We start from the raw sequence: 22781 nt of genomic DNA on the forward strand, positions 1-22781 counted from the left end.
CCATACCGTTGTGACAACCTCCACGACCCCTATTCGGCCCGGATGTCGTCGAGGTCGTGCGTGCCCGCGTTGAGGAACAGGTACAGCGCCTTCACGTCGGCGAGGTTCGCCGCGCACGACAGCTCGGTCAGCAGATCGAACGAGATCGTCGTGGTGGTGTTCGCGTTGACCCACGGGAACGGGGTCTGGCACCACGTGTAGTCCGCCCCGGTCTGCACCGCGAGCGACACCGACGTGCCGGTCGCGCCGGTACGCAGCTCGGCCCGGAAGAACTGCTTGCCGGTGAGGTCGAGCGGCGCCGCGAGCGCCGGGCCGAACCAGTGGTCGGCGGTGACGGTCAGCCGCAGCCCGTAGGCGCCCTGCGGGTGGAACTCCGTCGTCTGCGCCACGGTTCCCGCGTCGGGCAGCCAGCTACCCGGTCCCCACCCGTCGGTTCCGGACTCGAAGGTCGAAATCACCACGGCCGCGCCGGCGTCGGGCTTCACGGTGACCGTCAGGGTGGCCACATTGGACAGTCGGCCCGCCTGGTCGCGGATCGTGTAGCTGCCCGTGACGGTGCCCACCTGGCCCGGGGTCGGCGTGAAGGTCACCGTGCCGTCGGGGTTCAGCGCGAAGCCGTTCCTCGTCTTCTGCTGCCCGGCCGTCGCCGGGTCGAGGTCGATCGAGGACGCCCGCACGCTGGTCCGGTACGCGACGTCGTTCGCGGCCGGGGTGAGCGTGACCGGCTGGTCGAACTCGGCGACCGCGGTGTCGTGGTCGGCGACCGGTGGCCGCGACCGCTGCGGCCCGAGCAGCTCGTCACGCGCGTTGGTGAGCGTGGTGCAGACCGGGCTCGGGCAGTAGACGGTGTACCCGTCGTAGTCCGGATACAAGGTGCCGTCGTCCTGCACGCCCGACAGGATCCAGTAGAGCCAGCCGTCGCCGCCCTCGGCGTCGAACAGGTCGGTCCACTGCTTGAAGACGACGTTGCGGGTGGACTTGTCGAGCCAGCCGAACTCGCCCCAGAACACAGGCTTGCCGATGCGGTTGGCCTCCCGCACGTGCCGCTTGATCCACTCGAACGTCCACGGGAGGTCCTTGCCCCACGCCGTCGGGTAGATGTGGAACGACATCATGTCGATCGCCGGCAGGCTGGCGAGCGCGATCGTGTCGACGCCCTCGCTGCACTTGCGGGTCCAGTCCTCGTGGTTCGGATCGTCGCAGAAGAAGCCCTCGTCTCCGGCGCCCACGAGGTGGTTGCGGTCGACCGACTTGATGTGGCGGCTCATCTCGTCGGCCCACGCGTTGATCGTGGCGGTGGTGCAGTTCGGCGAGCGCGGGTAGGCGCCGGCCGACAGGCACCGCGGCTCGTTGCCGAGTTCCCACGCCATCACCGTCGGGTCGTCCCTGTAGGCGACGCCGGTGAGCGGGTTGACCCGGTTGAGCACGTGGCTGATCCAGTCCTTGTACCAGCCCTTGATGGTGGGGTTCGTGTAGAAGTCGTCGTGGTAGCTGCCGCCGGCCCAGCGCACGTACTGGTCCATACCGCCGAAGTCGTTCCAGTTGTTGGTCAGCGGGATGACGAGGCGGATGTTGTGTCTTCTCGCGCTGGCGAGCACGTAGTCGAGTTTCTGCAGCCCGTCGGGGCCGTCGTTGTAGGCCGGCTTCGTGCCGTCCCAGTACTGGAAGTAGACGCCGTCGGCCTTGCCGCGGATCGAGTTCGAGCCGTCCTGGTTGCCGATGTCGAGGAAGCCCCAGGTGCGCAGGACGTTGAACCTGGCGGCCTGCGCGTCGGCGAACACGTCGTCGACCATGAGCGGCGACTTGTACATCAGGTAGTAGTTGTTGGTACCGGCGAACCTGAAGGTGTGGCCGTCGAGGCGCAGGTCGCTGCCCGCGCGGGTCACGAAGAGGTTCTTCTTCTGAACCGGCTCAGCCATCGCGGGGGCCTGCGCCCCGACGGACGCGATGAGCGCGAGCAGAGCCGTGACCACACCGAAGCGTCGGGACATGGTGCCTCCTGGCGGTGGAGACTTAACCGATTAAGTGACTCCCGAACCTATGAGCGGGCTCCGGGCGATGTCAACATCGATCCGTGTCGAACTCGTTCGACGGGACTGACTTTCGGCAGTATCCGCTGCTACCGGCCGCTTGTAGCGTTCTCCGGATGAGATCCCGGCTGCTCGACCTGCTGCTGTGGGCCGTCCTGGCGGCGCCCGTGGCGGCCGGGCAGGTGTGGCCGCCGCTCGAGGTGGGGTGGGCGCTCCGGTTCCTCGCCGCCCTCGCCGTGCTCACCGCGGCGCTGTGGCTGGGACGGCGGTCGGGCCGGCCGAACGCGCCGGTCGCCGGGCTGGCGCTGGTGATCGTCGGCAGCATCTTCGACGGCAACCTGTCGTTCTCCGTACCGGTGCTCGCCTACCTCACCGGCCGGCGGGTCGCCGCGGCCTGGCCCACCGCCGCCGTGTTCGCGGTCGTGGCCGCCGGCGGCAGCGCCCTCACCGTCGGGGTGTTCGGCACGAAGCCGGCCACCTGGTTCTACCTCGCCGCCACGCTGCTGTTCGTCGGGGTGTTCCCGTGGCTGGTCGGCCGCTACCGCCGGCAGCAGGACGAGCTGGTGACGATGGGCTGGCAGCGGGCCGACGACCTGGAGCGCGAGCAGGGCATGGTCTCGGCGCAGGCCCGGCTGCGCGAGCGGGCCCGCATCGCCCGCGAGATGCACGACTCGCTGGGGCACGACCTGAGCCTGCTGGCGCTGCGGGCCGGTGCCCTGGAACTGGCCGCCGGGCCGGAGAGCCGGGCCGCCGCCGAGGTGCGGGCCGGCGTGCAGGCGGCCACCGAGCGGCTCCGCGAGATCATCGGGGTGCTCCACGACGACGAGACGCCGGCGCCGCTCGCCCCGCGTGACGAGTCCGTCGACGCGCTGGTCTCCCGGGCCCGCGGCTCGGGTCTCGACGTGGAGCTCACGGAGACCGGCACCGCCCCACCCGCCGTCGCGCGGGCCGTGTACCGGATCGTGCAGGAGTCGCTCACCAACGCGGCCCGGCACGCGCCCGGTGCGCCGGTCACCGTCGGGGTGGTCGCGGCGGCGGACGTCACCACCGTCACGGTGGGCAACCCGGTTCCGCCGGGCACCGGCGTGGTGGAGGGGTTCGGGCTCGCGGGGCTCCGCGAGGTGGTCCGGATGGCCGGCGGCACGATCACGGTCGGTGCCGGCGACGGCGCGTTCCTGGTCCACGCCGACCTGCCGCACGTGGCGGTGCCACAGCGACCACCGCTGCAGACGGCGCGCCGCAGGGTCCGCCGGAGCCTGGTGGTCGCGGTCGCCACGCCGGTCGCCATCGCCACGCTCATGTCGCTGGCCTACTACCCGTACGCGTCGTCGGGCTCGGTGATGGAGACGGCGACGTTCGAGGCGCTGCGGATCGGCCAGCCGCGCGCCGACCTGCCGCTGCCCCCGCGCCAGGTGCTCCAGCCGCCCGACGGGGCCGACCCGCCCGGTGCCACGTGCGAGTACTACAGCGACGGCAACTTCCCGATGGCGTCGGCCACGTTCCGGCTCTGCTTCCGCGACGGCCGCCTGATCAGCAAGGACCGGGTTTCATGATCAAGGTGCTGCTGGCCGACGACGAGGCGATGATCCGGGCCGGGGTCCGGGCGATCCTGGCCACCGACCCGGCGATCGAGGTGGTCGCCGAGGCCGGCGACGGCCGCGCGGCGGTCGAGGGCGTCCGGGCCCACCGCCCCGACGTCGCGCTGGTCGACATCCGGATGCCGGTGCTCGACGGGCTGGCCGCCGCCGCCGAGATCCGCCGCACCGTGCCGTCAACCGCGGTCGTGATGCTGACGACGTTCGGCGAGGACGAGTACGTCGAGCGCGCCCTCGGCGACGGCGCCGGCGGGTTCCTGCTCAAGGCCGGTGACCCGCGTGAGCTGATCGCCGGCGTGCACGCGGTCGCCGGCGGCGGCGCGTACCTGTCCCCCGCCGTGGCGAAACGCGTGATCAACCGGTGGGCCGACGGCCGCCACCACCGCGACCGCGCCGCCCGCGACCGGATCGCCGGCCTGACCGACCGCGAGACACAGGTGCTGACCCTGCTCGGCCAGGGGCTGTCGAACGCGGAGATCGCGGGACGGCTGTTCCTCGTGGAGGGCACGGTCAAGGCGTACGTGAGCACGCTCCTGACCCGGCTCGGGGTGAAGAACCGGGTGCAGGCAGCGGTCGTCGCCTTCCAGGCGGGTCTCGTCGAGTGACTAGGCGGGCACCTCCGCCGGCGCGGTGAACTGGGCGTTGTGCAGGCGGTGGTAGGCGCCCCGCGCGGCCATCAGCTCCTCGTGCGTGCCCTGCTCCACGATCCGGCCGCCGACCATCACGAGGATCAGGTCGGCGTCGCGGATGGTCGACAGGCGGTGGGCGATCACGAAGCTGGTGCGGCCCGACCGCAGCTCCGCCATCGCGTGCTGCACCAGCACCTCGGTGCGGGTGTCGACGGAGCTGGTCGCCTCGTCGAGGATCAGCAGCTGCGGGTCGGCGAGGAACGCCCGCGCGATCGTGATCAGCTGCTTCTCGCCGGCGCTGACGTTGCTTCCCTCCTCGTCGATCACCGTGTCGTAGCCGTCGGGCAGGCTGTGCACGAACCGGTCGACGTACGCGGCCCGCGCCGCCGCGAGGATCTGCTCCTCGGTGGCGTCGGGGTCGCCGTAGGCGATGTTGTCGCGGATCGTGCCGCCGAAGAGCCAGGTGTCCTGGAGCACCATGCCGATCTGGTCACGCAGGTCGGCGCGCCTCATCGACGCGACGTCGACGCCGTCGAGCGTGATGCGGCCGCCGTCGAGCTCGTAGAACCGCATGATGAGGTTCACCAGCGTGGTCTTGCCGGCGCCGGTCGGCCCGACGATCGCCACCGTCTGACCCGGCTCGGCCACCAGCGACAGGTCGTCGATCAGCGGCTTGGCGGGGTCGTAGGAGAAGCTCACGTGCTCGAACGCCACCCGGCCACGGGTCTGCTCGACCGTTCGCGGTTTCGCGGGGTCGGGCGTCTGCTCGTCGGCGTCGAGGAGGTCGAACACCCGCTCGGCCGAGGCCACGCCGCTCTGCAGCAGGTTCGCCATCGACGCCACCTGGGTCAGCGGCTGGGTGAACTGCCGGGAGTACTGGATGAACGCCTGCACGTCACCCAGGCTCATCGCGCCCGTAGCGACCCGCAGCGCGCCGACCACCGCGACCGCGACGTAGCTCAGGTTCCCGATGAACATCATCGACGGCATGATGATGCCGGAGATGAACTGCGCCTTGAACGCGGCGGTGAACAGCTTCTCGTTGCGGTCGGCAAATGTCGCCTCCGACTCCTTCTGCCGGCCGAAGACCTTCACGAGCTCGTGCCCGGTGAACGACTCCTCGATGTGCGCGTTCAACATGCCGGTGTACTTCCACTGGGCGATGAACTGCTTCTGCGACCGCTTCGCCACCTGCCCGGTCACCACCATCGACAGCGGCACCGCGACGAGCGCGATCAGCGCCAGCAGCGGCGAGATCACGAACATCATCACGACCACGCCGACGACGGTGAGCAGGCTAGTCAGCAGCTGGCTGAGCGTCTGCTGCAGCGTCTGGGCGATGTTGTCGATGTCGTTGGTGACCCGGCTGAGGATCTCACCGCGCTGCTGGTTGTCGAAGTACGGCAGCGGGAGCCGGTTCAGCTTGCCCTCGACCTCGTCGCGCAGCGTGCGGATGCTGCCCTGCACGATGTCGTTGAGCAGGTAGCCCTGCAGCCACATGAGGATGCTCGACCCCACGAACAACACCACCGCCCACGCGATGATCTCCGCCAGCCGGTCGAAGTCGATGCCCTGTCCGGGGACGACGTCCATCCGCGCCAGCATGTCGGCGATGTTGTCGTTGCCCGCCGCGCGGGCGCCCTCGACCGCCTGCTCCTTGGTGCTGCCGGCCGGCAGCCGCTCGCCGATCACACCGGCGAACAGCACGTCGGTGGCCCAGCCCAGGATCTTCGGCACCACCACGGAGAGCAGCACGCTCAGGGCGCCCAGGGCCACCACGGCGATCAGCCGGACCCGGTGCGGGCTCAGCCGCCGGAGGAGGCGCTTCGCCGACGGCCAGAACGTCATGGACTTCTCGGCCGGCATGCCCTGGCCCATCCACGGCGGACCGGCCTGGCGCTGCGGCGCGCCCGCGATCCGGGCCGGCGCGGTCTTCTTCGGTTCCGTCTGTGTCATTGAGACGCCCCCACCGTCTGCTGCGATTCCACGATTTCCCGGTAGGTCTGGCAGGTCTCCAGGAGCTCCTGATGCCGCCCGGTGCCGACCACGCGCCCGTCCTCGAGCACGACGATCCGGTCGGCGTCGACGATCGTCGACACGCGCTGGGCCACGATGATGACCGCCGCGTCGGCGGTGACCGGCTTCAACGCGGCCCGCAGGCGGGCGTCGGTGCCGAGGTCGAGCGCGGAGAACGAGTCGTCGAACAGGTAGATCTCCGGCTTGCGGATGAGGGCCCGCGCTATCGCGAGGCGCTGCCGCTGCCCGCCGGACAGGTTGGTGCCGCCCTGCGCCACCGGCGCCAGCAGCCCTTCGGGTAGCTCCTCGACGAAGTCGCGCGCCTGCGCGACCTCCAGACAGGCCCACAGCTCCTCGTCGGTGGCGTCGGGCCTGCCGTACCGGAGGTTGCTGGCGATCGTCCCCGAGAACAGGAACGGCTTCTGCGGCACCAGCCCGATGCGGTCCCACAGCACGCCGAAGTCGAGCTCCCGCACGTCGACGCCGTCGACGAGTACGGCGCCGCCGGTGGCGTCGAACAGCCGCGGGATCAGCGACAGCAGCGTGGTCTTGCCCGCACCGGTGCTGCCGATCACCGCGGTGGTGCGGCCGGGTTCGGCCGTGATGCTCACGTCGCAGAGGACCGGGTACTCCGCGCCCGGGTACTGGAACCGCACGTCGCGCAGCTCCACGTGGCCGCGTCCGGTGACCTCCAGGACCGGCGCCGACGGCGGTGCCACCGTCGACTCGGTGTCGAGCACCTCGGTGATGCGCTCGGCGCAGACCGCGGCGCGCGGCACCATCATGAACATGAACGTCGACATCATGACGGCCATGAGGATCTGCACCAGGTAGCTGAGGAACGCGGTGAGCGCGCCGATCTCGATGGCGCCGCTGTCGACCCGGAACGCGCCGAACCACAGCACCGCGACGCTCGACCCGTTGAACACGAACATGATCGTGGGGAAGATCATCGCCTGCAGCCGCCCGACCTTCAGCGCGGTGTCGGTGAGGTCGCCGTTGGCCGCGCCGAACCGCTTCGTCTCGAACGGCTCCCGGACGAACGCGCGCACCACCCGGATGCCGGTGATCTGCTCGCGCAGCACCCGGTTCACCGTGTCGATGCGGTCCTGCATCAGGCGGAACTGCGGGATCGCCCGCATCATGATGAGCCCGACGACGATCACCATCACCGGCACGCATACGAGCATCAGCCAGGACAGGCCGACGTCCTCGCGCAGCGCCATGATGATGCCGCCGACGCACATGATCGGGGCCGCCACCAGGATCGTGCAGGTCACCACGACCAGCATCTGCACCTGCTGCACGTCGTTGGTGGTGCGCGTGATCAGCGTCGGTGCGCCGAACCGGCCCACCTCACGTCCGCTGAACTCACCCACGCGGCCGAAGATCGCCGCGCGGAGATCGCGCCCGAACCCCATCGCTGCCCGCGCGCCGAAGTACACCGCGACGATCGAACAGGCCATCTGGACGGCCGTGAACAGCAGCATCCAGCCGCCGGTCTTCATGATGTAGCCCGTGTCGCCGACGGCGATGCCGTGGTCGATGATGTCGGCGTTCAGCCGCGGCAGGTAGAGCGAGGCCATGGTGCCGACGAGCTGCAGCACCACGACGTAGGTGAGTTCGCGTTTGTACGGGCGCAGATGTGTGCGAAGCAGTCGGATCAGCACCGGCTTCCCCCATGGTCAGGTTCTTCGTCGCGACGGCGCACGCCGTCGAGGATGGTCGAGGTGATCTGTTCGGCGGTCAGCACCTGACCGTCGGAGATGAACGGGTGTGAGCCCGAGAACGTGAGCAGCCGGAAGAGGTGGGCCACCTCTTCGATCGGGCGGGTGAGCCGGTCGCGGTCGGGTGCGAGGAGCCGCAGGATCTCGGCGGCGATCTCCTCGGTCTTCGGGTCGATCCGGGGCCCGGGGTACCCCGGCGGCCCGGGCTTCTCCGGTGGCGCCGAGCCGTACTTCGGGCGGTATTTCGGTTGCCCGGGTGCCATCCGCATCGCGATCATGATTTTGAAGACGGCGACCAGCCGGCCCTGCAGCACCGTGGTGATCGCCAGGCACCGTTCGTGCAGCGGCAGGTCGAGGTCGATGGCGCCCAGCTCGGAGAGGGTCTGCTCCGGGTCGAACGCGCTGTTGATGGCGGCCTGGACGAGCTCGGTCTTGTCGGTGAAGACCCGGAAGATCGTGCCCTCGGCCACACCGGCGGCCTGGGCGATCTGCTTCGTCGTCACCTTGAGTCCGTGCTCGGAGATGAGCGGGATCGCCGCCGCGATGAGCGACGCCCGGCGTTCGTCCGGCGGTAAGGGCCGGGCACGTTCACTGACCACGCCGAGAACTGTACTGAGTGAGTCACTCACTCACTAGTCTATTTTCAGCTCTCTGTAGAAGAGGAGCGGTCCGGCCTCACCCGGTGCGGCGCCCTCGCTGAACACGAACAGCGTCACCACCACCGCGTCCATACCCGTCGGGGCCTGCAGAAACGTCACCGTGGGATTAGCGAACGCGGTGCTGCCGCCGTGGGTCCGGAAGGCCAGCGGCCACGCCTTCCCCGAGCCCCGGTCGTACCGGAAAACGCGCCACGAACCCCAGTCCCGCGGCCTCAGCTGACCCTCGATCAGGGTCACCCACTCACTCCCGACCCGCGCGGTGTCGCGCCCGCCGATGTTGCCCCGTGCCCCCCACGCCTCGACCGCCGCGTCGAGGGCGGGGTCGGCGGCGCTCTCCCAGTGCCGGAGGTCGGTCAGCCGGCCGGCACCCTGCCGGTCGACCACGCCGTCGCGGAAGTAGTGGAAGCCGAGGTCGACCACGGAGGCGTCGGGCGCCGCGTACGCGATGTGCGGGGTGCCCTCGGCGTAGCGGTCGGCCGGCACGAGCGTGTGCGGCGCGTCGAAGGTCCGGGCGGGCCGGGCGTCGAGCAGGGCGCGCCGCGTCGGGTAGTGGTGCACCCGCAGCCACGCCGGCCGGCCCGCGCCGCCGGCCTCCACCGCCACGAGGAACCCTTGGCCGGCCAGCGCCGCGATCGTCGGTTGGGAGGCGTCGTGGTCGAGGTCCGCGTGATGGCGCCAGGTGATCAGGTCGTCGGAACGGGCCAGGTGGACCGTGAAAGCGTCCCTCCGTGGACGCGAGTGGTAGACGGCGAGGTAGCCACCGGCCGGGTCCCCGATCACCTTGAGCGTGTCCATCGCGACGCCGCGGTCGTCGCGTACGCCGTACCGGTACACGCCCGCGGTGACGTCGGTGAGCAGGTCGTCCATCCGTCCAGTGTGGACCTGTTCCTTCGCTGGCCGGTGGTCCTGTTCACCGGCCGCGCGCGTCGGCAGAGTCTTCGGGGTGACCCGTTTCCAGCACGCCAAGGACCTGCGCGACGACTTTCCCGACCTGGTGGCCGGGGTGGTCGCGTTCTCCGGAGTGACGCCGGACGTCTCGGCCGCCGTCGCCTCCCACACCGCGACGGCGTCCGCCCGCCTGGCCGGCGGGCCGCTCGCGGAGTTCCCGGAGATCCAGGCGTGGCGTCGGGCGTTCGCGCGGATGGGGCTCAAGCCCACGCAGTACCGGTGCGCGTCGGAGGCGTTGCTGCGGCGGCTGTCGAAGGAGGGCGCGGTGGCCCGGATCAACCCGCTGGTCGACCTGTGCAACGCGGTCTCGATGGCCTACGCGGTCCCGGTGGCGGCGCTCGACCTGGACCGGGTCGACGGCGACCTGGAGGTCCGCTACGCCGAGGGCACCGAGGTGTACGAGACGTTCGCCGGTGACACCGAGCACCCCGAGCCGGGCGAGGTGTCGTTCGTCGACTCGGCCGGGCGGGCCCACGCGCGTCGCTGGACCAACCGCCAGAGCGGCTACTCCGCGGTGCGCGCCTCGACGTCGAACGTGCTGATCGTCGCGGAGGCGCTGCACGCCGGCGCCCGGGCCGACGTCGAGGGACTGGTCGGTGCGCTGGCCGCCGCGCTGGGCGGGACTCGCGCCACGGCGGTGCTCTGCTCCCGGTCCCCTGGCTTTGAGCTCTAGATGATCTATTCCGAGGGCTCGGACGTCCGTCCGCCTGTTTCGTGATGAATGTCGGGAGCTCCGCCATACCGATACGTCGATGATCGTGAGCGGGTGGGAGGCTATGAACATCAACAAGCGTTTGTGATGTTCGTAGCCTCCCACCCATCGGCATCGGTTGATGGCCGATGGTCCCGTCCGGGTCGCAGAACAGCCATCAAACAGGCAAAACGCTCCGTCATCCCGTGCCGGGCTGTACGACCGCTTCCACCCGCAGGAGGGCCGCCGCGACTTCCGGTTCTACCTGCCGTATCTCCTGCGGGCCGGCTCGGCGCTCGACGTCGGCTGCGGCAGCGCCGGCGCACCGACGTGGAGTGGGTGCACGGCTACCTGTCGGTCGCGCGCCGGGACCGCGGGTTCGACTTCGTCGTGATGACCGGAGAGCATTGCCGGGGCCCGGGTGTCGTACGAGGTGCGGGAGGTCCGGGGCCCGCTGGTGCGGTTCACCGGCACGTACAGCGCGGCGGGCTGGCCGTCTCCGCGGGTGAGCGAGTCCACGTTGACCTGGGCATTTATCGTGCAGGCGTGCTGCGTCGTCTCGTCCTCGCTGCCGTCTCGCTCGTCCTGTTGAGCGGGTGCGGTGGTGGCCTGTCCCTACCGTCGGTCTCCATTCCGTCCGACCCCGACAACGACAGGCTGGTCGAGGCGCTCACGGCGTTCGTCGGCACCCTGGAGCGGGGCGAGTACGCCGCCGCCGCGGCGCTCGGCTGCGCCGAGATCCAGCCGGAGGCTGACCTGCGTGCGGAGTTCGAGCCGCACCCGCGTCCGTGGAAGCAGTTCGTGACGTACACCAGCCGCGGCGACACGTCGGGGAACGCGAACCTCGACCTCACGCCGTCGGGCGCGGGGGTGCTGAAGTACACGTTCGACCTGAACCGGCTCGCCGACGGGTCGTGGCAGGTATGCGACGTCTCGCGCGGTTCGATCCAGGTCGACGTGGACTGACGCCGGTCCGCACGTAGGCTGAGGCTCGTGAAGCTCGGGTACAGCATTGGCTACTGGTCCTCCGGTCCGCCCGCCGACGTTCCGGGGGTGCTCGCCGAGGCGGAACGGCTGGGCTTCGACTCGGCCTGGACGTCGGAGGCGTACGGCTCCGACTGTCTGACCCCGCTGGCCTGGTGGGGCTCGACCACGTCGACCCTGCGGCTGGGCACGAACATCATGCAGATGTCGGCCCGCACCCCGGCCGCGGCCGCCATGGCGGCGATGACGATCGACCACCTCTCCGGTGGCCGGTTCGTGCTCGGGCTGGGCGCCTCCGGTCCGCAGGTGGTGGAGGGCTGGTACGGGCTGCCATACCCGCGTCCGCTGGCACGCACCCGCGAGTACATCGCGATCGTGCGGCAGATCGTCGCCCGCGGCGGGCCCGTCGAGTTCGACGGCGAGTTCTACCAGCTTCCGCTGCGCGGCGGCACCGGCCTGGGCAAGGCCCTGAAGTCGACGCTGCATCCGCGCCGCACCGAGATCCCGATCTTCATGGGTGCCGAGGGCCCGAAGAACGTGGCGCTGGCCGCCGAGATCGCCGACGGCTGGCTGCCGTTCCTGTTCTCGCCGAAGGCCAACGACTTCTACGCGGCGGCGCTGGCCGAGGGCTTCGCCCGCGACACAGCGCGCCACACGGCCGACACCTTCGAGGTCTGCGCCGCGGTACCGGTGATCGTGCACCCGAACGTCGAGGAGGCGGCCGACTTCATCCGTCCGTTCATCGCCCTGTACGTCGGCGGGATGGGTGCCCGGACGGCCAACTTCCACCGCGACGTGGTCGCCCGCCTCGGCTACGAGCGGGAGTGCGACACGATCGCCGACCTGTACCTGGCCGGCCGGAAGAAGGAGGCCATCGCCGCCGTGCCGACGGCCCTGGTGGAGGACCTGGCCCTGATCGGCTCGCCGGAGAAGATCAAGGACGAGCTGTCCCGCTGGCGCGAGACGGTCATCACCTCGCTGCTGGTCCAGGGCGACCCGGGCCAGCTCCAGCAGATCGCCGACCTGTTCGCCTGACCCGACGCCCTTCTCGCCACATCCGGGTCGCGGCGGTGTGTGCCGGGAGAGGAAGTGCTGTCCGGGACGCGTTTTGTCTCCCCGGTTGCGCGGAGGTCGATGCACGGCCAGCGGACGGTGGGCGGGTAGCGGGCGTGCCAGGTTGGCCGGATTGGCTGGGCCGGAGCCGCGAAGACATTTACGATCATCGCACTGGCTCGGAGCCTGGTGGGGTGGTTCATGAGGCGCATGCGGTCATGGGGCTGGCTCGTGGCTCTGGTGGGGTTGCTCGCCGGGGGCGTCGTCGTCGCGCCGGCCTCGGCCGAGGCGGAGCTCACCGTGGCCGCCGCCCTGGCGGCTCAGGACGGCCGGGCGGCTCCGGTCGCCGGGTTCGTCGTCGGGCAGCCGGTGTCGGCCGGGTCGGTGCTGCGGTCGGGGTTCACCGGAGACACGGCGATCGCCATCGCCGACTCGGCGTCGGAGACCGGCACCGCGCGGATGCTCTACGTGCAGGTGACCAGCGCGTACCGGGCGGCGTTCGGGCTGCGGACCAACCCCGGGCTGATGGGCCGACGGATCGTCGTCGCGGGCCAGTTGACGGCGTACTTCAGCCACGGCGGGTTGAAGGAGCCCACCTCGATGGCCACGAGCGGAGGCACGACGTCGGACTACTACGCCGCGGCCGCCGGTAAGTCCGGTGCGGCGCTGCGCGCGGCGCTGCACGGCATCATCGGCAACCACACGAAGCTGAGCTACAGCCAGGTCTGGACCGCGTTGCAGCAGACCGACCAGGATCCGGCCAACGCGGCGAACGTGGTGCTCCTGTACTCCGGGCGCTCGCAGAGCAAGACGTCGAACGGCGGCAACGCCGACGACTGGAACCGCGAGCACGTGTGGCCCCAGTCGCACGGCGACTTCGGCACCGCGGCCGGACCCGGTACGGACCTGCACCACCTGCGCCCCGAGGACGTCACCGTCAACTCGACGCGCGGCAACAAGGACTTCGACACCGGTGGCTCGACCGTGGCCGAGTGCACCGGCTGCCGCACCGACACCGACTCGTTCGAGCCGCGTGACGCCGTGAAGGGCGACGTCGCCCGGATGCTCATGTACATGGCGATCCGGTACGAGGGCGGCGACGGGTACCCCGACCTCGAACTGAACGACGCGGTGAACAACGGCTCGGCACCACGGACCGGACGCCTGTCGGTGCTGCTGCGGTGGCACGCCGCCGACCCGCCGGACGCGCAGGAGCGGCGGCGCAACGAGGTCGTGTTCGCGACCTGGCAGCACAACCGCAACCCGTTCGTCGACCACCCCGAGTGGGCCGCGTCGATCTGGGGAACCTGACGAAAGTCAGGTCGACCACGTCACTGTCGGCGGCAGCGCGGCGGGCCGGCGGACCCGTACCGTCCGGGGCATGATCGCTCTACGCGAGCTCACCAAGCGCTACGACGGCAGACCCGCCGTCGACGGCCTGACCTTCGACGTGCCGCCCGGGCGCGTCACCGGGTTCCTCGGACCGAACGGCGCCGGCAAGAGCACCACGATGCGGATGATCCTCGGCCTCGACCGGCCCGACCGGGGCACCGCCCTGATCAACGGCAAGCGCTACAAGGACCTGAAGTTCCCGCTGCACGAGGTCGGCGGCCTCCTCGAAGCGAACGGCGTGCACCCGGGACGCAGCGGCCGCGCGCACCTCGTCGCCATGGCGAAGAGCAACGGCATCGCGCCCGGGCGGGTCGACGCCGTGCTCGCCACCGTCGGCCTCGGCGACAAGGCCGGCAAGCGGGCCGGCACCTACTCCCTCGGCATGATGCAGCGCCTCGGCATCGCCGGCGTGCTGCTCGGGGACCCCGGCGTGCTGCTGCTCGACGAGCCGGTCAACGGCCTCGACCCCGATGGCGTCCGCTGGATCCGGGAGCTGATGCGGTCGCTGGCACGGGAGGGCCGCACGGTGTTCGTGTCCAGCCACCTGATGAGCGAGATGCAACAGACCGCCGACCGGTTGATTGTCATCAACAAAGGGCGGCTGATCGCCGACGCCAGCGTCGAGGAGCTCGTCGGGACGGCGACGGTCACCGTCCGCGGCCCGGACCTCAGCGAGCTGCGCAGGCACCTCGCCCCCACGGTCGGTGTCACCGGTAACGGCAGTGGCCTGGTGCTCACCGGCGTCACCGCCGCGGAGGTCGGCGACCTCGCCCACACGCTCGGGGTGCGGCTGCACGAGCTCAGCCCGGGACGGGCATCCCTGGAGGAGGCGTACATGGAGCTGGTCCGATGATCCGCGCGACGGTGGCGAGCGAGTGGACGAAGCTGTGGTCGGTCCGCTCGACCTGGTGGGCCCTCGTCGGAGCGCTCGCCGTGATGCTCCTGTCGAGCGTGCAGGTCGCGTTCTGGGTCGACAACGGCGACGAGCTCACCGGGTCGAGCGCCACCGACGTGGCGGTCGAGGCGTTCTCCGTCGCGCAGCTCGCGGTGCTGGCCCTCGCGATGCTCGCGGTCACGAACGAGTACTCCCACCGCACGATGCGGGCGACTCTACAGTGGACACCCGCGCGCACCCGCGTCCTCCTGGCCAAGGCCGTCGTGGTCGCGGCCGTCACCGCCGCCGCCGGCGCCGTGCTCGCGGTCGGTGGCGCGGCCGCGGCGGCGCCCATCCTCACCGACCCGCCCTCGCCCGACCTGGCGGACCTCGCCGCGATCGCGGTGGTGTCGGCGCTCCTGGGGCTGTTGGCGTTGGGACTGGGTGCGGCGCTCCGCGGCGCCGTGCTGACCCTCGTGGTGCTGTTCCTGCTGCTGATCCTGGTGCCGCCGCTGCTCGCCGCGCCCGACATCGCGGCGCTCACCTGGGTCGCCGACCTGTCCCCCGGCCCGGCCGCGTCGCACTTCCTGAGCGGCGACGGCGACCCCTACCCGCCGGCGGTCGGTGCCGCGGTCACGGCGGCGTGGTCGGCGGCCGCGCTGTTCGTCGGTGGCCGGGTCATGCGCCGGCGGGACGCGTAGGCCCGGGCGGAAGTCCATAGTGGACGCACGGCCCGCCGGCACATGCGTCCACTATGGACCGTGCACGATGGACGGTGACCGGCGCTCAGACCTTGCGCGCGACGCCGCCGAGGATCTGGACGTCGGCGGCCGGTGGGACCTCGGCCTCGCCGTCGGGGCGCCACTCGGACACCGCGACGACGCCTGGTTCCAGGATTTCGAGGCCGGAGAACAGGTTCTCGTACTCGGCCTTCGACCGCGGCCAGATGTCTATCTTCCCCGCGCGCACCAGCTCCTTGTAGGGCTCGGCCAGTTCGGGGGCGCTGAAGTCGGTGGTGGATCCGGAGAAGACCACGTAGCTGCCGGGCGCGAGCGCGTCGGTGAGCCGGCGGACGATGCGGACGGCCTCGTCCTCGTCGTGGATGAAGTGCAGGACGGCGACGAGCATCAGCGCGACCGGCTGGTCGATGTCGATCGTGTTGTGCAGCTCGGTGCGGCGCAGGATCTGTTCGGGGTGGCGCAGGTCGTCTTCGAGGTAGCTCGTGGCGCCCTCGGGCGTGCTCGTGAGCAACGCGCGGGCGTGCACCATCACCATCGGGTCGTTGTCGACGTACACCACGCGCGACTCGGGCGCGACGCGCTGCGCGACCTGGTGGGTGTTGTCGGCGGTGGGCAGCCCGGTGCCGATGTCGAGGAACTGGCGGATGCCGCGCTCGCCGGCGAGGAACCGCACCGAACGCTTGAGGAACCGGCGGTTCTCGATGGCGGCCGTGCGCACCGTGGGGAACAGCGCGGTGAGCTGGTCGGCGGACGCGCGGTCGGCCGCGAAGTTGTCTTTTCCGCCCAGAAGGTAGTTGTACCGTCGCGCCGGGTGCGGGACAGATGTATCGATCGGGCCTGCCACGTATGAATTCCTATCAGACGCGGCGTCCGGTCACGAATTCAGGTAGGCGAGCACGGCCAGCACCCGTCGGTTGTCGTCGTCGGAGGGCGGCAGACCGAGCTTGGTGAAGATGCTGTTGATGTGCTTGCTGATCGCCTTCTCGGTGACGAAGAGCTTGCCCGCGATCGCCGCGTTGGAGCGGCCCTCGGCCATCTGACCGAGCACCTCGCGCTCGCGCGCGGTCAGGTTCTCCAGCGGGTCGTCGCGGCGGCGGCGGGCCAGCAACTGCGCGACGACCTCCGGATCCATCACGGTGCCGCCGGCAGCGACACGTTTCACGGCGTCGATGAACTGGGCCACGTTCGACACGCGGTCCTTCAACAGATAGCCGACGCCGCCGGTACCGTCGGTGAGCAGTTCCCGGGCGTACAGCTGCTCGACGTGCTGGGAGAGCACCAGGATCGGCAGGCCTGGAATCCGCGACCGGGCGGCGACGGCGGCCTGCAGGCCCTCGTCGGTGAACGTGGGTGGCAGCCGCACGTCGACGACCGCGACGTCGGGGCGGTGCTCGACGAGCGCCGGCAGCAGCGCCGGTCCGTTGTCGACAGCGGCCACCACCTGGAAGTCGAACGCCTGGAGGAGGCGGGTCAGGCCGTCTCGGAGGAGGGCGAGGTCTTCGGCGATGACAACGTGCACGGAAGCTCCATGGTGACGACGGTGGGCCCGCCGGGCGGGCTCGACACCATCATCGTTCCATCGAACGCCGCGAGCCGTCGCTCGATCCCCCGCAGACCGGTGCCACCGGTCGGGTCGGCGCCGCCGTCGCCGTCGTCACCGACGCCGATCGTCAGCAGACCGTCGTCGTGTCGCATGTGGACCCACGCCGTGCGCGCGTTGCTGTGCTTGGCGATGTTCGCCAGCACCTCCGCCACCGCGAAGTAGGCGGCCGACTCGACGGGTGCCTCCAGCCGTCCCCGCAGCTCGACGTCGACCGTCACGGTCGCCGGGACCGCGAGCGCGAGCGCCCGGACCGCGCCCTCGAGCCCGCGCTCGGCGAGCACCGGCGGGTGGATGCCGCGCACCAGGTGCCGCAGCTCGTTCAGCGCCGTGCCGCTGGACTCGCGGGCCTCCTCGAGCAGCTTGATGGCCGCCTCCGGGTCCCTTCTGATCAGCTCCTCGGCGAGGCCGATGTTCATGCTGAGCGATACCAGCTGGGCCTGCGCGCCGTCGTGCAGGTCGCGCTCGATGCGACGGAGTTCGGCCGCCTGGGCGTCGACGGTCTCGGCCCGCGTGTCGGTGAGCACCTGCACGCGCTCCTTGAGCGCGCTGTTCCCCGTGGGAGACAGGAAGAAGCTCGCGAACTTCATGTGGACCCACATCAGGAACGGCGCGGTGGTGAGCCCGATCGTCAGCAGCAGCGCGCCCTGCGGCACGGAGGTCCACGCCTCGAACCAGTTGTCGAACGGCCAGACGACGCCGTAGCCCCAGCTGCCGGTGAGCCCGTAGACGACGAGCGGGATGTGGAGCACGCCCTCGAGCCCGTACACGGTCGGCACGAGCGCGAGCAGACCGAGCACGAACCCGCTGATGGCGCCGGGGATCAGCCACGCGAAGTCCAGCCACACGGCCGGGTCCTTCATCGCGAACCGGAACCGGCGCAGCGTGCCGAACGGCGTGTTCGGCGGCACCGGCCGGTACGGGCGGGGAATGTCGACGCCCACCCACGACGCCATCCGGCGGTGCACGCCCATCACACCCCTGGTGACCGTGGTGACCACCGGGAACAGCGTGAACCCGATGAACGGCAGCGGGATCAGCACGAGCGACACGACCGTGAGCACGAACAGCACGAGGTTGCCGGCGAGGCTCAGCACCGCGACCGGCAGCGCGATCAGCGCGGCCCGCAGCGCCCGCCACAGCTCCCCGCGCCGGAACACGTGTGCCGGAAGCTCGAACCACCACAGTCTCTCCACGCCGTCCATTCTCGCCGCGTCGGCGGCCGGTGACGGTAGTGCTGGCCCTACCGGACCGTGGGGACATGTCCCCAATGTTTTCCGGCGCCCGCGCACGTTTGATCGATACGTGACGACGACCCTTCCTCCGCGCGCCGGCAGTGACTTCGCGGCGCTGTCCCGACGGATCACCGCGGCCGGCCTGCTCCGGCCCAGACCCGGCTACTACGCGTTCCGGCTGTCGACCGTGGCGCTGGCGCTCGTCGGCGGCTGGGCCGCGTTCCTCGCCATCGGCGCCTCCTGGTGGCAGCTGCCGGTGGCCGTCTTCCTGGCGGTGGTCTACGCGCAGGTGGCGCTGGTGGCCCACGACCTGGCGCACCGGCAGGTGTTCCGGCGCCGCCGACCGAGCGAGGTGGCCGGGCTGATCGCCGGCAACCTGGCGATCGGCATGAGCTACGGCTGGTGGATGGACAAGCACACCCGCCACCACGCCAACCCCAACCACGAGGACCTCGACCCCGACGTGGCACCCGAGATCCTCATCTGGTCGCGGGAGGCGACGGTCGGGCGGCGCGGGCTGGTCCGGTTCGTCAACGCCTACCAGGCGTACCTGTTCTTCCCGCTGTTGACGCTGCTCGGCCTGAGCCTGCGGCGGAGCAGCGTCAGGGCCCTCGCGCGGGGCGGCATCCGGCGGCGCGGCCTGGAGTCCGTCCTCCTCGGGACGCACATCCTGGGGTATGTCGCCGCGCTGGTGTTCGTGTTGAGCCCGCTGCAGGCGGTCGCGTTCCTCGTCGTGCACCAGGCGCTGTTCGGGGTCTACCTCGGGTGCACGTTCGCGCCGAACCACAAGGGCATGCCGACCCCGGACGGCACGGATGACTTCCTCCGCAAGCAGGTGCTCACGTCGCGCAACGTCAGCGGCGGGCCGTTCGTCGACGTCGCGCTCGGTGGGCTGAACTACCAGATCGAGCACCACCTGTTCCCGAGCATGCCGACCCCGAACCTGCGCCGGGCGCAGCCGATCGTGCGCGGGTTCTGCGCCGAGCTCGGGGTGCCCTACTGCGAGACCGGGCTGGTCGCCTCGTACGGCGAGGCGCTGCGCCACCTGCACGAGGTGGGTGCACCGCTACGGCAGTGACGCTCTGACGAGGCCGGCGGCGGCAGCGAGCCGTCCGGTCTCGGCGGGGGTCTGGTTGCGGTCGGCCCGGCGGCGGGCCACCGCACCGTCCAGTTCGGACAGTGGGTCGCCACCGACCGCCGCCAGGAACGACGCGAGCGCCTCGCGGGCGGCGGCAGATAGGTCGGCGGACAGGTCGGGGTCGAGCGCGACCTGGGCCAGAATCAGAGCCGAGAGCGCCACGTCTAGGTCCGGCGGGCCGGTGCGGGCGTTGCGCCAGTCGATGACCACCGGACCGCGTCCGGTCATCATCACGTTCGCCGGGTGCAGGTCGAGGTGCAGCAGGCGCTCGCCGGCCGGGGTTCCCTGCGGTGGCGGCAGGGCGTGCAGCCGGTGGTGCAGGTCGGCGAGCGTCGCGCCGGCCTCCCCCGGGCCGAGGGTGCCGTCGACCACCGCGGTGAGCATCATCGGCCCGTGCAGGCGTTCGAGCCACAGGTCGCGCCCGTCGACGCGGTGGACCGCCGGCACCGGGTACCCGTGCCGCGCCACGTGGCGCATCACCACCGTCTCCGGACGCGCGTCGACCTGCGCGCGGTAGGTGCGGACTACCTCCGTGTCGCTGACGGCGTAGACGTCGGCGTCGGAGCCGCTGGCCAGGAGTTCCACCCGTCCGAGGGTACCCGCGAGGGATCGAGCCCTGTCGCGGTCACATCGGGGCGGTTAGCGTGCGACGGGTGACACCTCGACTCTCGCGGCGCGGCGTGATCGCCGGTGCGACAGCGGCGGCGGCCGCCGGTCCCCTCGTGAACGCGGCCCCGGCCGGCGCGAACAGCGACCGGACGTGGGACCTGACCGTGCTCGGCACCTCCGACACCCACGGCAACGTCTACAACTGGGACTACTACCGCGACGCGGAGTACGACGACAGCGCCCGCAACGACGTCGGTGTGGCGAAGCTGGCGGCGCTGGTCGCGCAGATCCGCGCCGAACGGCGCGGGAAGGCGACGCTCGTGCTCGACGCCGGCGACACGATCCAGGGCACGCCGCTCGCGACGTACTACGCGAAGCAGGAGCCGATCACGAGCACCGGCGAGACGCACCCGATGGCCAACGCCATGAACGTGCTCGACTACGACGCGGTGACCCTCGGCAACCACGAGTTCAACTACGGGATCCCGTTGCTGCGCCTGTGGATCCGCCAGCTCGGGTTCCCGGCACTCGCCGCGAACGCCGTCGACGCGCGCACCGGGCTACCGGCGTTCCTGCCGTTCGTGGTGAAGAAGGTCGATCTCGGCCGGGGCGCGCCGACGCTGCGGGTCGGCATCCTCGGCCTCACCAACCCCGGGTCGGCGATCTGGGACCGGGCCAACGTCGAGGGCATCCTGCGGTTCGAGGACATGGTGAAGACGGCCCGCAAGTGGGTGCCGGTGATGCGGCTGTTCGGCGCCGACGTCGTGCTGGTCTCGGCGCACGGCGGCGACAGCGGCGAGTCGAGCTACGGCCCCGAACTTCCGAACGAGAACCCGACCGCGCTCATCGCCGAGCAGGTGCCGCACATCGACGCGATCCTGTTCGGGCACGCGCACCGCGAGGTGGTCGAGCGGTTCGTCACCAACCGGGAGACCGGCGAGCAGGTGCTGCTCACCGAGCCGTCGCGGTGGGGTCAACGACTGTCGCGGATGGACTTCACGCTGAGCCGCCGGCGCGGGCGGTGGCACGTCGACAGCAGGCGCGCGACGATGCTCAACACCAACACCGTGGCCGAGGACCCGGCGGTCGTCGCCGCGGTGCGGGCGCAGCACGCGAAGACGGTCGCCTACGTCAACCAGGTCGTCGCGACGTCGGTGGTGGAACTGTCGGCGGTCGAGAGCCGGTACCGGGACACCCCGATCCTCGACTACATCAACAAGGTGCAGACCGACACGGTCGCCGCGGCACTCGCCGGCGGCCCGTACGCCGGCCTGCCGGTGCTGTCGATCGCCGCGCCGTTCAGCCGCACGGCGCGCTTCCCCGCCGGTCAGGTGAAGATCAAGGACGTCGCCGGGCTCTACATCTACGACAACACGCTCGAGGCCGTGGTTCTCACGGGCGCGGAGGTGAAGGCGTACCTGGAGTTCTCGGCGAAGTACTTCGTGACGCACGCGCCCGGCGCGCCGGTCGACCCCGCCACGATCAGCGACCCGGCCGTGCCGGACTACAACTACGACACGCTGTCCGGTGTCGACTACGACATCGACATCAGTCGTCCCATTGGCGACCGGATCACCCGCCTCGACCTGAACGGCGCGCCGGTCGACCCGGCCGCGCAGTTCGTGGTGGCGGTGAACAACTACCGGCGCAGCGGCGGCGGCAACTTCCCCGGCATCGTGAAGAACCAGATCTACAACGCGCAACAGGAGATTCGCCAACTGTTGATCGACTGGGCCCAGGCGCGGGGCGTGATCGACCCGGCGCAGTTCTCCGTGGAGAACTGGCGCCTCGTGCGGGCCGGCGTTCCGGTCTTCTGAGGTGATCTCAAGATCGCGGATGCGATACTGACGTCGTGGACCAGGAACTTCCCCTCTCGGTGGTGCGGGCGGTGGCCGGCCGGCGCGACGCCAGGGTGGTCGAGACGTCGGAGACCCCCATCGTCACGGGCACCATCGGCGCCGCCACCGGAAGCGTCACGCGCATCTCCGGTGTCCTGCGCTCCGGCGCCGGAGAGAAGCCGTTCTCGGTGATACGTAAGGTGTTTGAACCGCTACGCAGCGGTCGGCACCACGAGGCGGCCGGCGACCCGCGGCACTGGGCCTACTGGCGGCGCGAGTCGCTCGCGTACGCGTCGGGGGTGCTGATCAACCCGCTCGGCGCCGGCCTCGTGGCGCCGTACTGCTACGAGGTCATCGACGACTCGGTGTACCTCGCCGACGTCGTCGGCCCGCCGGAGCGCACCGACGTCGCCGCCCACCACCTCGGCACCTGGCACGCCACCGCGCCGATCCCGGACGCGCCGTGGCTCGCCGGAGACCAGTTGGCGCAGCGCCTCGCGGTCACCGAGCTGGACTGGTCCACAGTGGACGCTCCGAGCGAGGTGCAGTCGGTGTGGGCGCGCCGGCACGACCTGATGAAGGTGCTCGACTCCGTGCCGGTGGTGCTGTGCCACGGCGACTTCCACCCGGGCAACCTGATCGCGAGCGGCGACGACGTCACCACGGTTCTCGACTGGGGGACGCTCGGCACCGGCGCGGCCGGTTTCGACCTGGCGCACCTGGCGCTCTCCACACTGACCGACCCGTTCCCGTACTACGTCGACGGGCTGCAGGGCAAGGTCTCGGCCGAGGACGCGCACCTGGGGTACTCCGTGACGCTCGCGCTCGTCGGGGCGAGCCGGCTGCACTGGATGCAGACCGAGGGGGTACCGGTGCCGGCGGGGTACACCGACTTCGTCCTGGGTACCGCCCGCCTGCCCTGACCGAGCTGGCCCTCGCCCGTCGGAACGACCGGCGCACGCGCCACTCACGCCGTGCGCCACTCACGCCGTGCGCCACTCAAGCCATGCGCCGATCTTGCAC

The 22781-nt window shown here is 70.8% G+C and carries 20 protein-coding genes; 11 read left to right on the forward strand and 9 right to left on the reverse strand.

Features of this window, described 5'->3' with window-relative positions:
• Positions 1 to 29: 29 nt before the first annotated feature.
• Positions 30 to 1991 carry a cellulase family glycosylhydrolase gene (locus Voc01_RS18695; RefSeq protein WP_203928741.1) on the reverse strand — a complete coding sequence of 654 codons (1962 nt, stop codon included), beginning with the start codon at positions 1989 to 1991 and terminating at the stop codon, positions 30 to 32.
• A gap of 155 nt (positions 1992 to 2146) precedes the next feature.
• Between Voc01_RS18695 and Voc01_RS18700 the strand changes: the two genes are divergently transcribed.
• Both Voc01_RS18700 and Voc01_RS18705 read left to right on the forward strand, forming a co-directional pair.
• Positions 2147 to 3583, forward strand: a complete 1437-nt coding sequence (locus Voc01_RS18700; protein ID WP_203928742.1) for a sensor histidine kinase — start codon at positions 2147 to 2149, stop codon at positions 3581 to 3583.
• A complete protein-coding gene (locus tag Voc01_RS18705) occupies positions 3580 to 4230 on the forward strand; it encodes a response regulator (RefSeq protein WP_203928743.1) in 651 nt (216 codons plus the stop codon). The genes Voc01_RS18700 and Voc01_RS18705 overlap by 4 nt, the downstream gene beginning before the upstream one ends.
• Here the strand turns inward: Voc01_RS18705 and Voc01_RS18710 are convergent, their stop codons facing one another.
• Genes Voc01_RS18710 through Voc01_RS18725 form a run of 4 tightly spaced genes read right to left on the reverse strand, consistent with a single transcriptional unit; the run spans position 4231 to position 9523 of the window.
• Positions 4231 to 6210, reverse strand: a complete 1980-nt coding sequence (locus Voc01_RS18710; protein WP_203928744.1) for an ABC transporter ATP-binding protein — start codon at positions 6208 to 6210, stop codon at positions 4231 to 4233. It abuts the gene before it with no gap.
• On the reverse strand, positions 6207 to 7940 hold the full coding sequence (locus tag Voc01_RS18715) for an ABC transporter ATP-binding protein (protein WP_203928745.1): 1734 nt from the start codon (positions 7938 to 7940) through the stop codon (positions 6207 to 6209). The genes Voc01_RS18710 and Voc01_RS18715 overlap by 4 nt, the downstream gene beginning before the upstream one ends.
• Positions 7934 to 8596 (reverse strand): TetR/AcrR family transcriptional regulator, encoded by a 663-nt coding sequence (locus Voc01_RS18720; RefSeq protein WP_203928746.1) that lies wholly within the window; start codon positions 8594 to 8596, stop codon positions 7934 to 7936. The genes Voc01_RS18715 and Voc01_RS18720 overlap by 7 nt, the downstream gene beginning before the upstream one ends.
• 33 nt (positions 8597 to 8629) lie before the next feature.
• Positions 8630 to 9523 (reverse strand): hypothetical protein, encoded by an 894-nt coding sequence (locus tag Voc01_RS18725; RefSeq protein WP_203928747.1) that lies wholly within the window; start codon positions 9521 to 9523, stop codon positions 8630 to 8632.
• Positions 9524 to 9599: 76 nt separating this feature from the next.
• Between Voc01_RS18725 and Voc01_RS18730 the strand changes: the two genes are divergently transcribed.
• The 6 genes from Voc01_RS18730 to Voc01_RS18755 all read left to right on the forward strand — a co-directional run bounded on the left by Voc01_RS18730 (position 9600) and on the right by Voc01_RS18755 (position 15299).
• On the forward strand, positions 9600 to 10277 hold the full coding sequence (locus tag Voc01_RS18730; RefSeq protein ID WP_203928748.1) for a B3/B4 domain-containing protein: 678 nt from the start codon (positions 9600 to 9602) through the stop codon (positions 10275 to 10277).
• A gap of 564 nt (positions 10278 to 10841) precedes the next feature.
• Complete coding sequence (locus Voc01_RS18735) at positions 10842 to 11261, forward strand: hypothetical protein (protein WP_203928749.1); 420 nt, start codon at positions 10842 to 10844, stop codon at positions 11259 to 11261.
• Positions 11262 to 11288: 27 nt separating this feature from the next.
• Positions 11289 to 12314 carry an LLM class F420-dependent oxidoreductase gene (locus tag Voc01_RS18740; RefSeq protein WP_203928750.1) on the forward strand — a complete coding sequence of 342 codons (1026 nt, stop codon included), beginning with the start codon at positions 11289 to 11291 and terminating at the stop codon, positions 12312 to 12314.
• 219 nt (positions 12315 to 12533) lie between these two features.
• A complete protein-coding gene (locus Voc01_RS18745; RefSeq protein WP_203928751.1) occupies positions 12534 to 13643 on the forward strand; it encodes an endonuclease in 1110 nt (369 codons plus the stop codon).
• A 70-nt stretch (positions 13644 to 13713) separates the two neighbouring features.
• Positions 13714 to 14577 (forward strand): ABC transporter ATP-binding protein, encoded by an 864-nt coding sequence (locus tag Voc01_RS18750; RefSeq protein WP_203928752.1) that lies wholly within the window; start codon positions 13714 to 13716, stop codon positions 14575 to 14577.
• On the forward strand, positions 14574 to 15299 hold the full coding sequence (locus Voc01_RS18755) for an ABC transporter permease (RefSeq protein WP_203928753.1): 726 nt from the start codon (positions 14574 to 14576) through the stop codon (positions 15297 to 15299). The genes Voc01_RS18750 and Voc01_RS18755 overlap by 4 nt, the downstream gene beginning before the upstream one ends.
• An 85-nt stretch (positions 15300 to 15384) precedes the next feature.
• Here Voc01_RS18755 and Voc01_RS18760 read toward each other — a convergent pair whose 3' ends face one another.
• From Voc01_RS18760 to Voc01_RS18770, 3 genes are read right to left on the reverse strand one after another with little or no spacing between them, the layout of a single operon-like run.
• Complete coding sequence (locus Voc01_RS18760; protein ID WP_203928754.1) at positions 15385 to 16182, reverse strand: SAM-dependent methyltransferase; 798 nt, start codon at positions 16180 to 16182, stop codon at positions 15385 to 15387.
• 30 nt (positions 16183 to 16212) lie between these two features.
• Positions 16213 to 16857, reverse strand: a complete 645-nt coding sequence (locus Voc01_RS18765) for a response regulator transcription factor (protein WP_203928755.1) — start codon at positions 16855 to 16857, stop codon at positions 16213 to 16215.
• Positions 16809 to 18134, reverse strand: a complete 1326-nt coding sequence (locus Voc01_RS18770; RefSeq protein WP_239160304.1) for a sensor histidine kinase — start codon at positions 18132 to 18134, stop codon at positions 16809 to 16811. Before Voc01_RS18770 ends, Voc01_RS18765 begins: the two co-directional genes overlap by 49 nt.
• A 109-nt stretch (positions 18135 to 18243) precedes the next feature.
• Between Voc01_RS18770 and Voc01_RS18775 the strand changes: the two genes are divergently transcribed.
• Positions 18244 to 19251, forward strand: coding sequence for a fatty acid desaturase family protein (locus tag Voc01_RS18775; protein WP_203928757.1), 1008 nt, complete (start codon positions 18244 to 18246; stop codon positions 19249 to 19251).
• Here the strand turns inward: Voc01_RS18775 and Voc01_RS18780 are convergent.
• Entirely contained in the window at positions 19240 to 19896 is a 657-nt protein-coding gene (locus Voc01_RS18780) for a phosphotransferase (RefSeq protein ID WP_203928758.1), read from the reverse strand. The two genes, Voc01_RS18775 and Voc01_RS18780, sit on opposite strands and share 12 nt — an antisense overlap.
• A gap of 68 nt (positions 19897 to 19964) precedes the next feature.
• On the opposite strand from Voc01_RS18780, the gene Voc01_RS18785 reads away from it, so the two are divergent.
• Together Voc01_RS18785 and Voc01_RS18790 are read left to right on the forward strand one after the other, a co-directional pair.
• A complete protein-coding gene (locus tag Voc01_RS18785; protein WP_239160305.1) occupies positions 19965 to 21737 on the forward strand; it encodes a bifunctional metallophosphatase/5'-nucleotidase in 1773 nt (590 codons plus the stop codon).
• Positions 21738 to 21772: 35 nt separating this feature from the next.
• Positions 21773 to 22681 carry a phosphotransferase family protein gene (locus tag Voc01_RS18790; RefSeq protein WP_203928759.1) on the forward strand — a complete coding sequence of 303 codons (909 nt, stop codon included), beginning with the start codon at positions 21773 to 21775 and terminating at the stop codon, positions 22679 to 22681.
• Positions 22682 to 22781: the final 100 nt, after the last annotated feature.

The organism is Virgisporangium ochraceum, from assembly GCF_016863655.1.
GTDB classification, from domain to species: domain Bacteria; phylum Actinomycetota; class Actinomycetes; order Mycobacteriales; family Micromonosporaceae; genus Virgisporangium; species Virgisporangium ochraceum.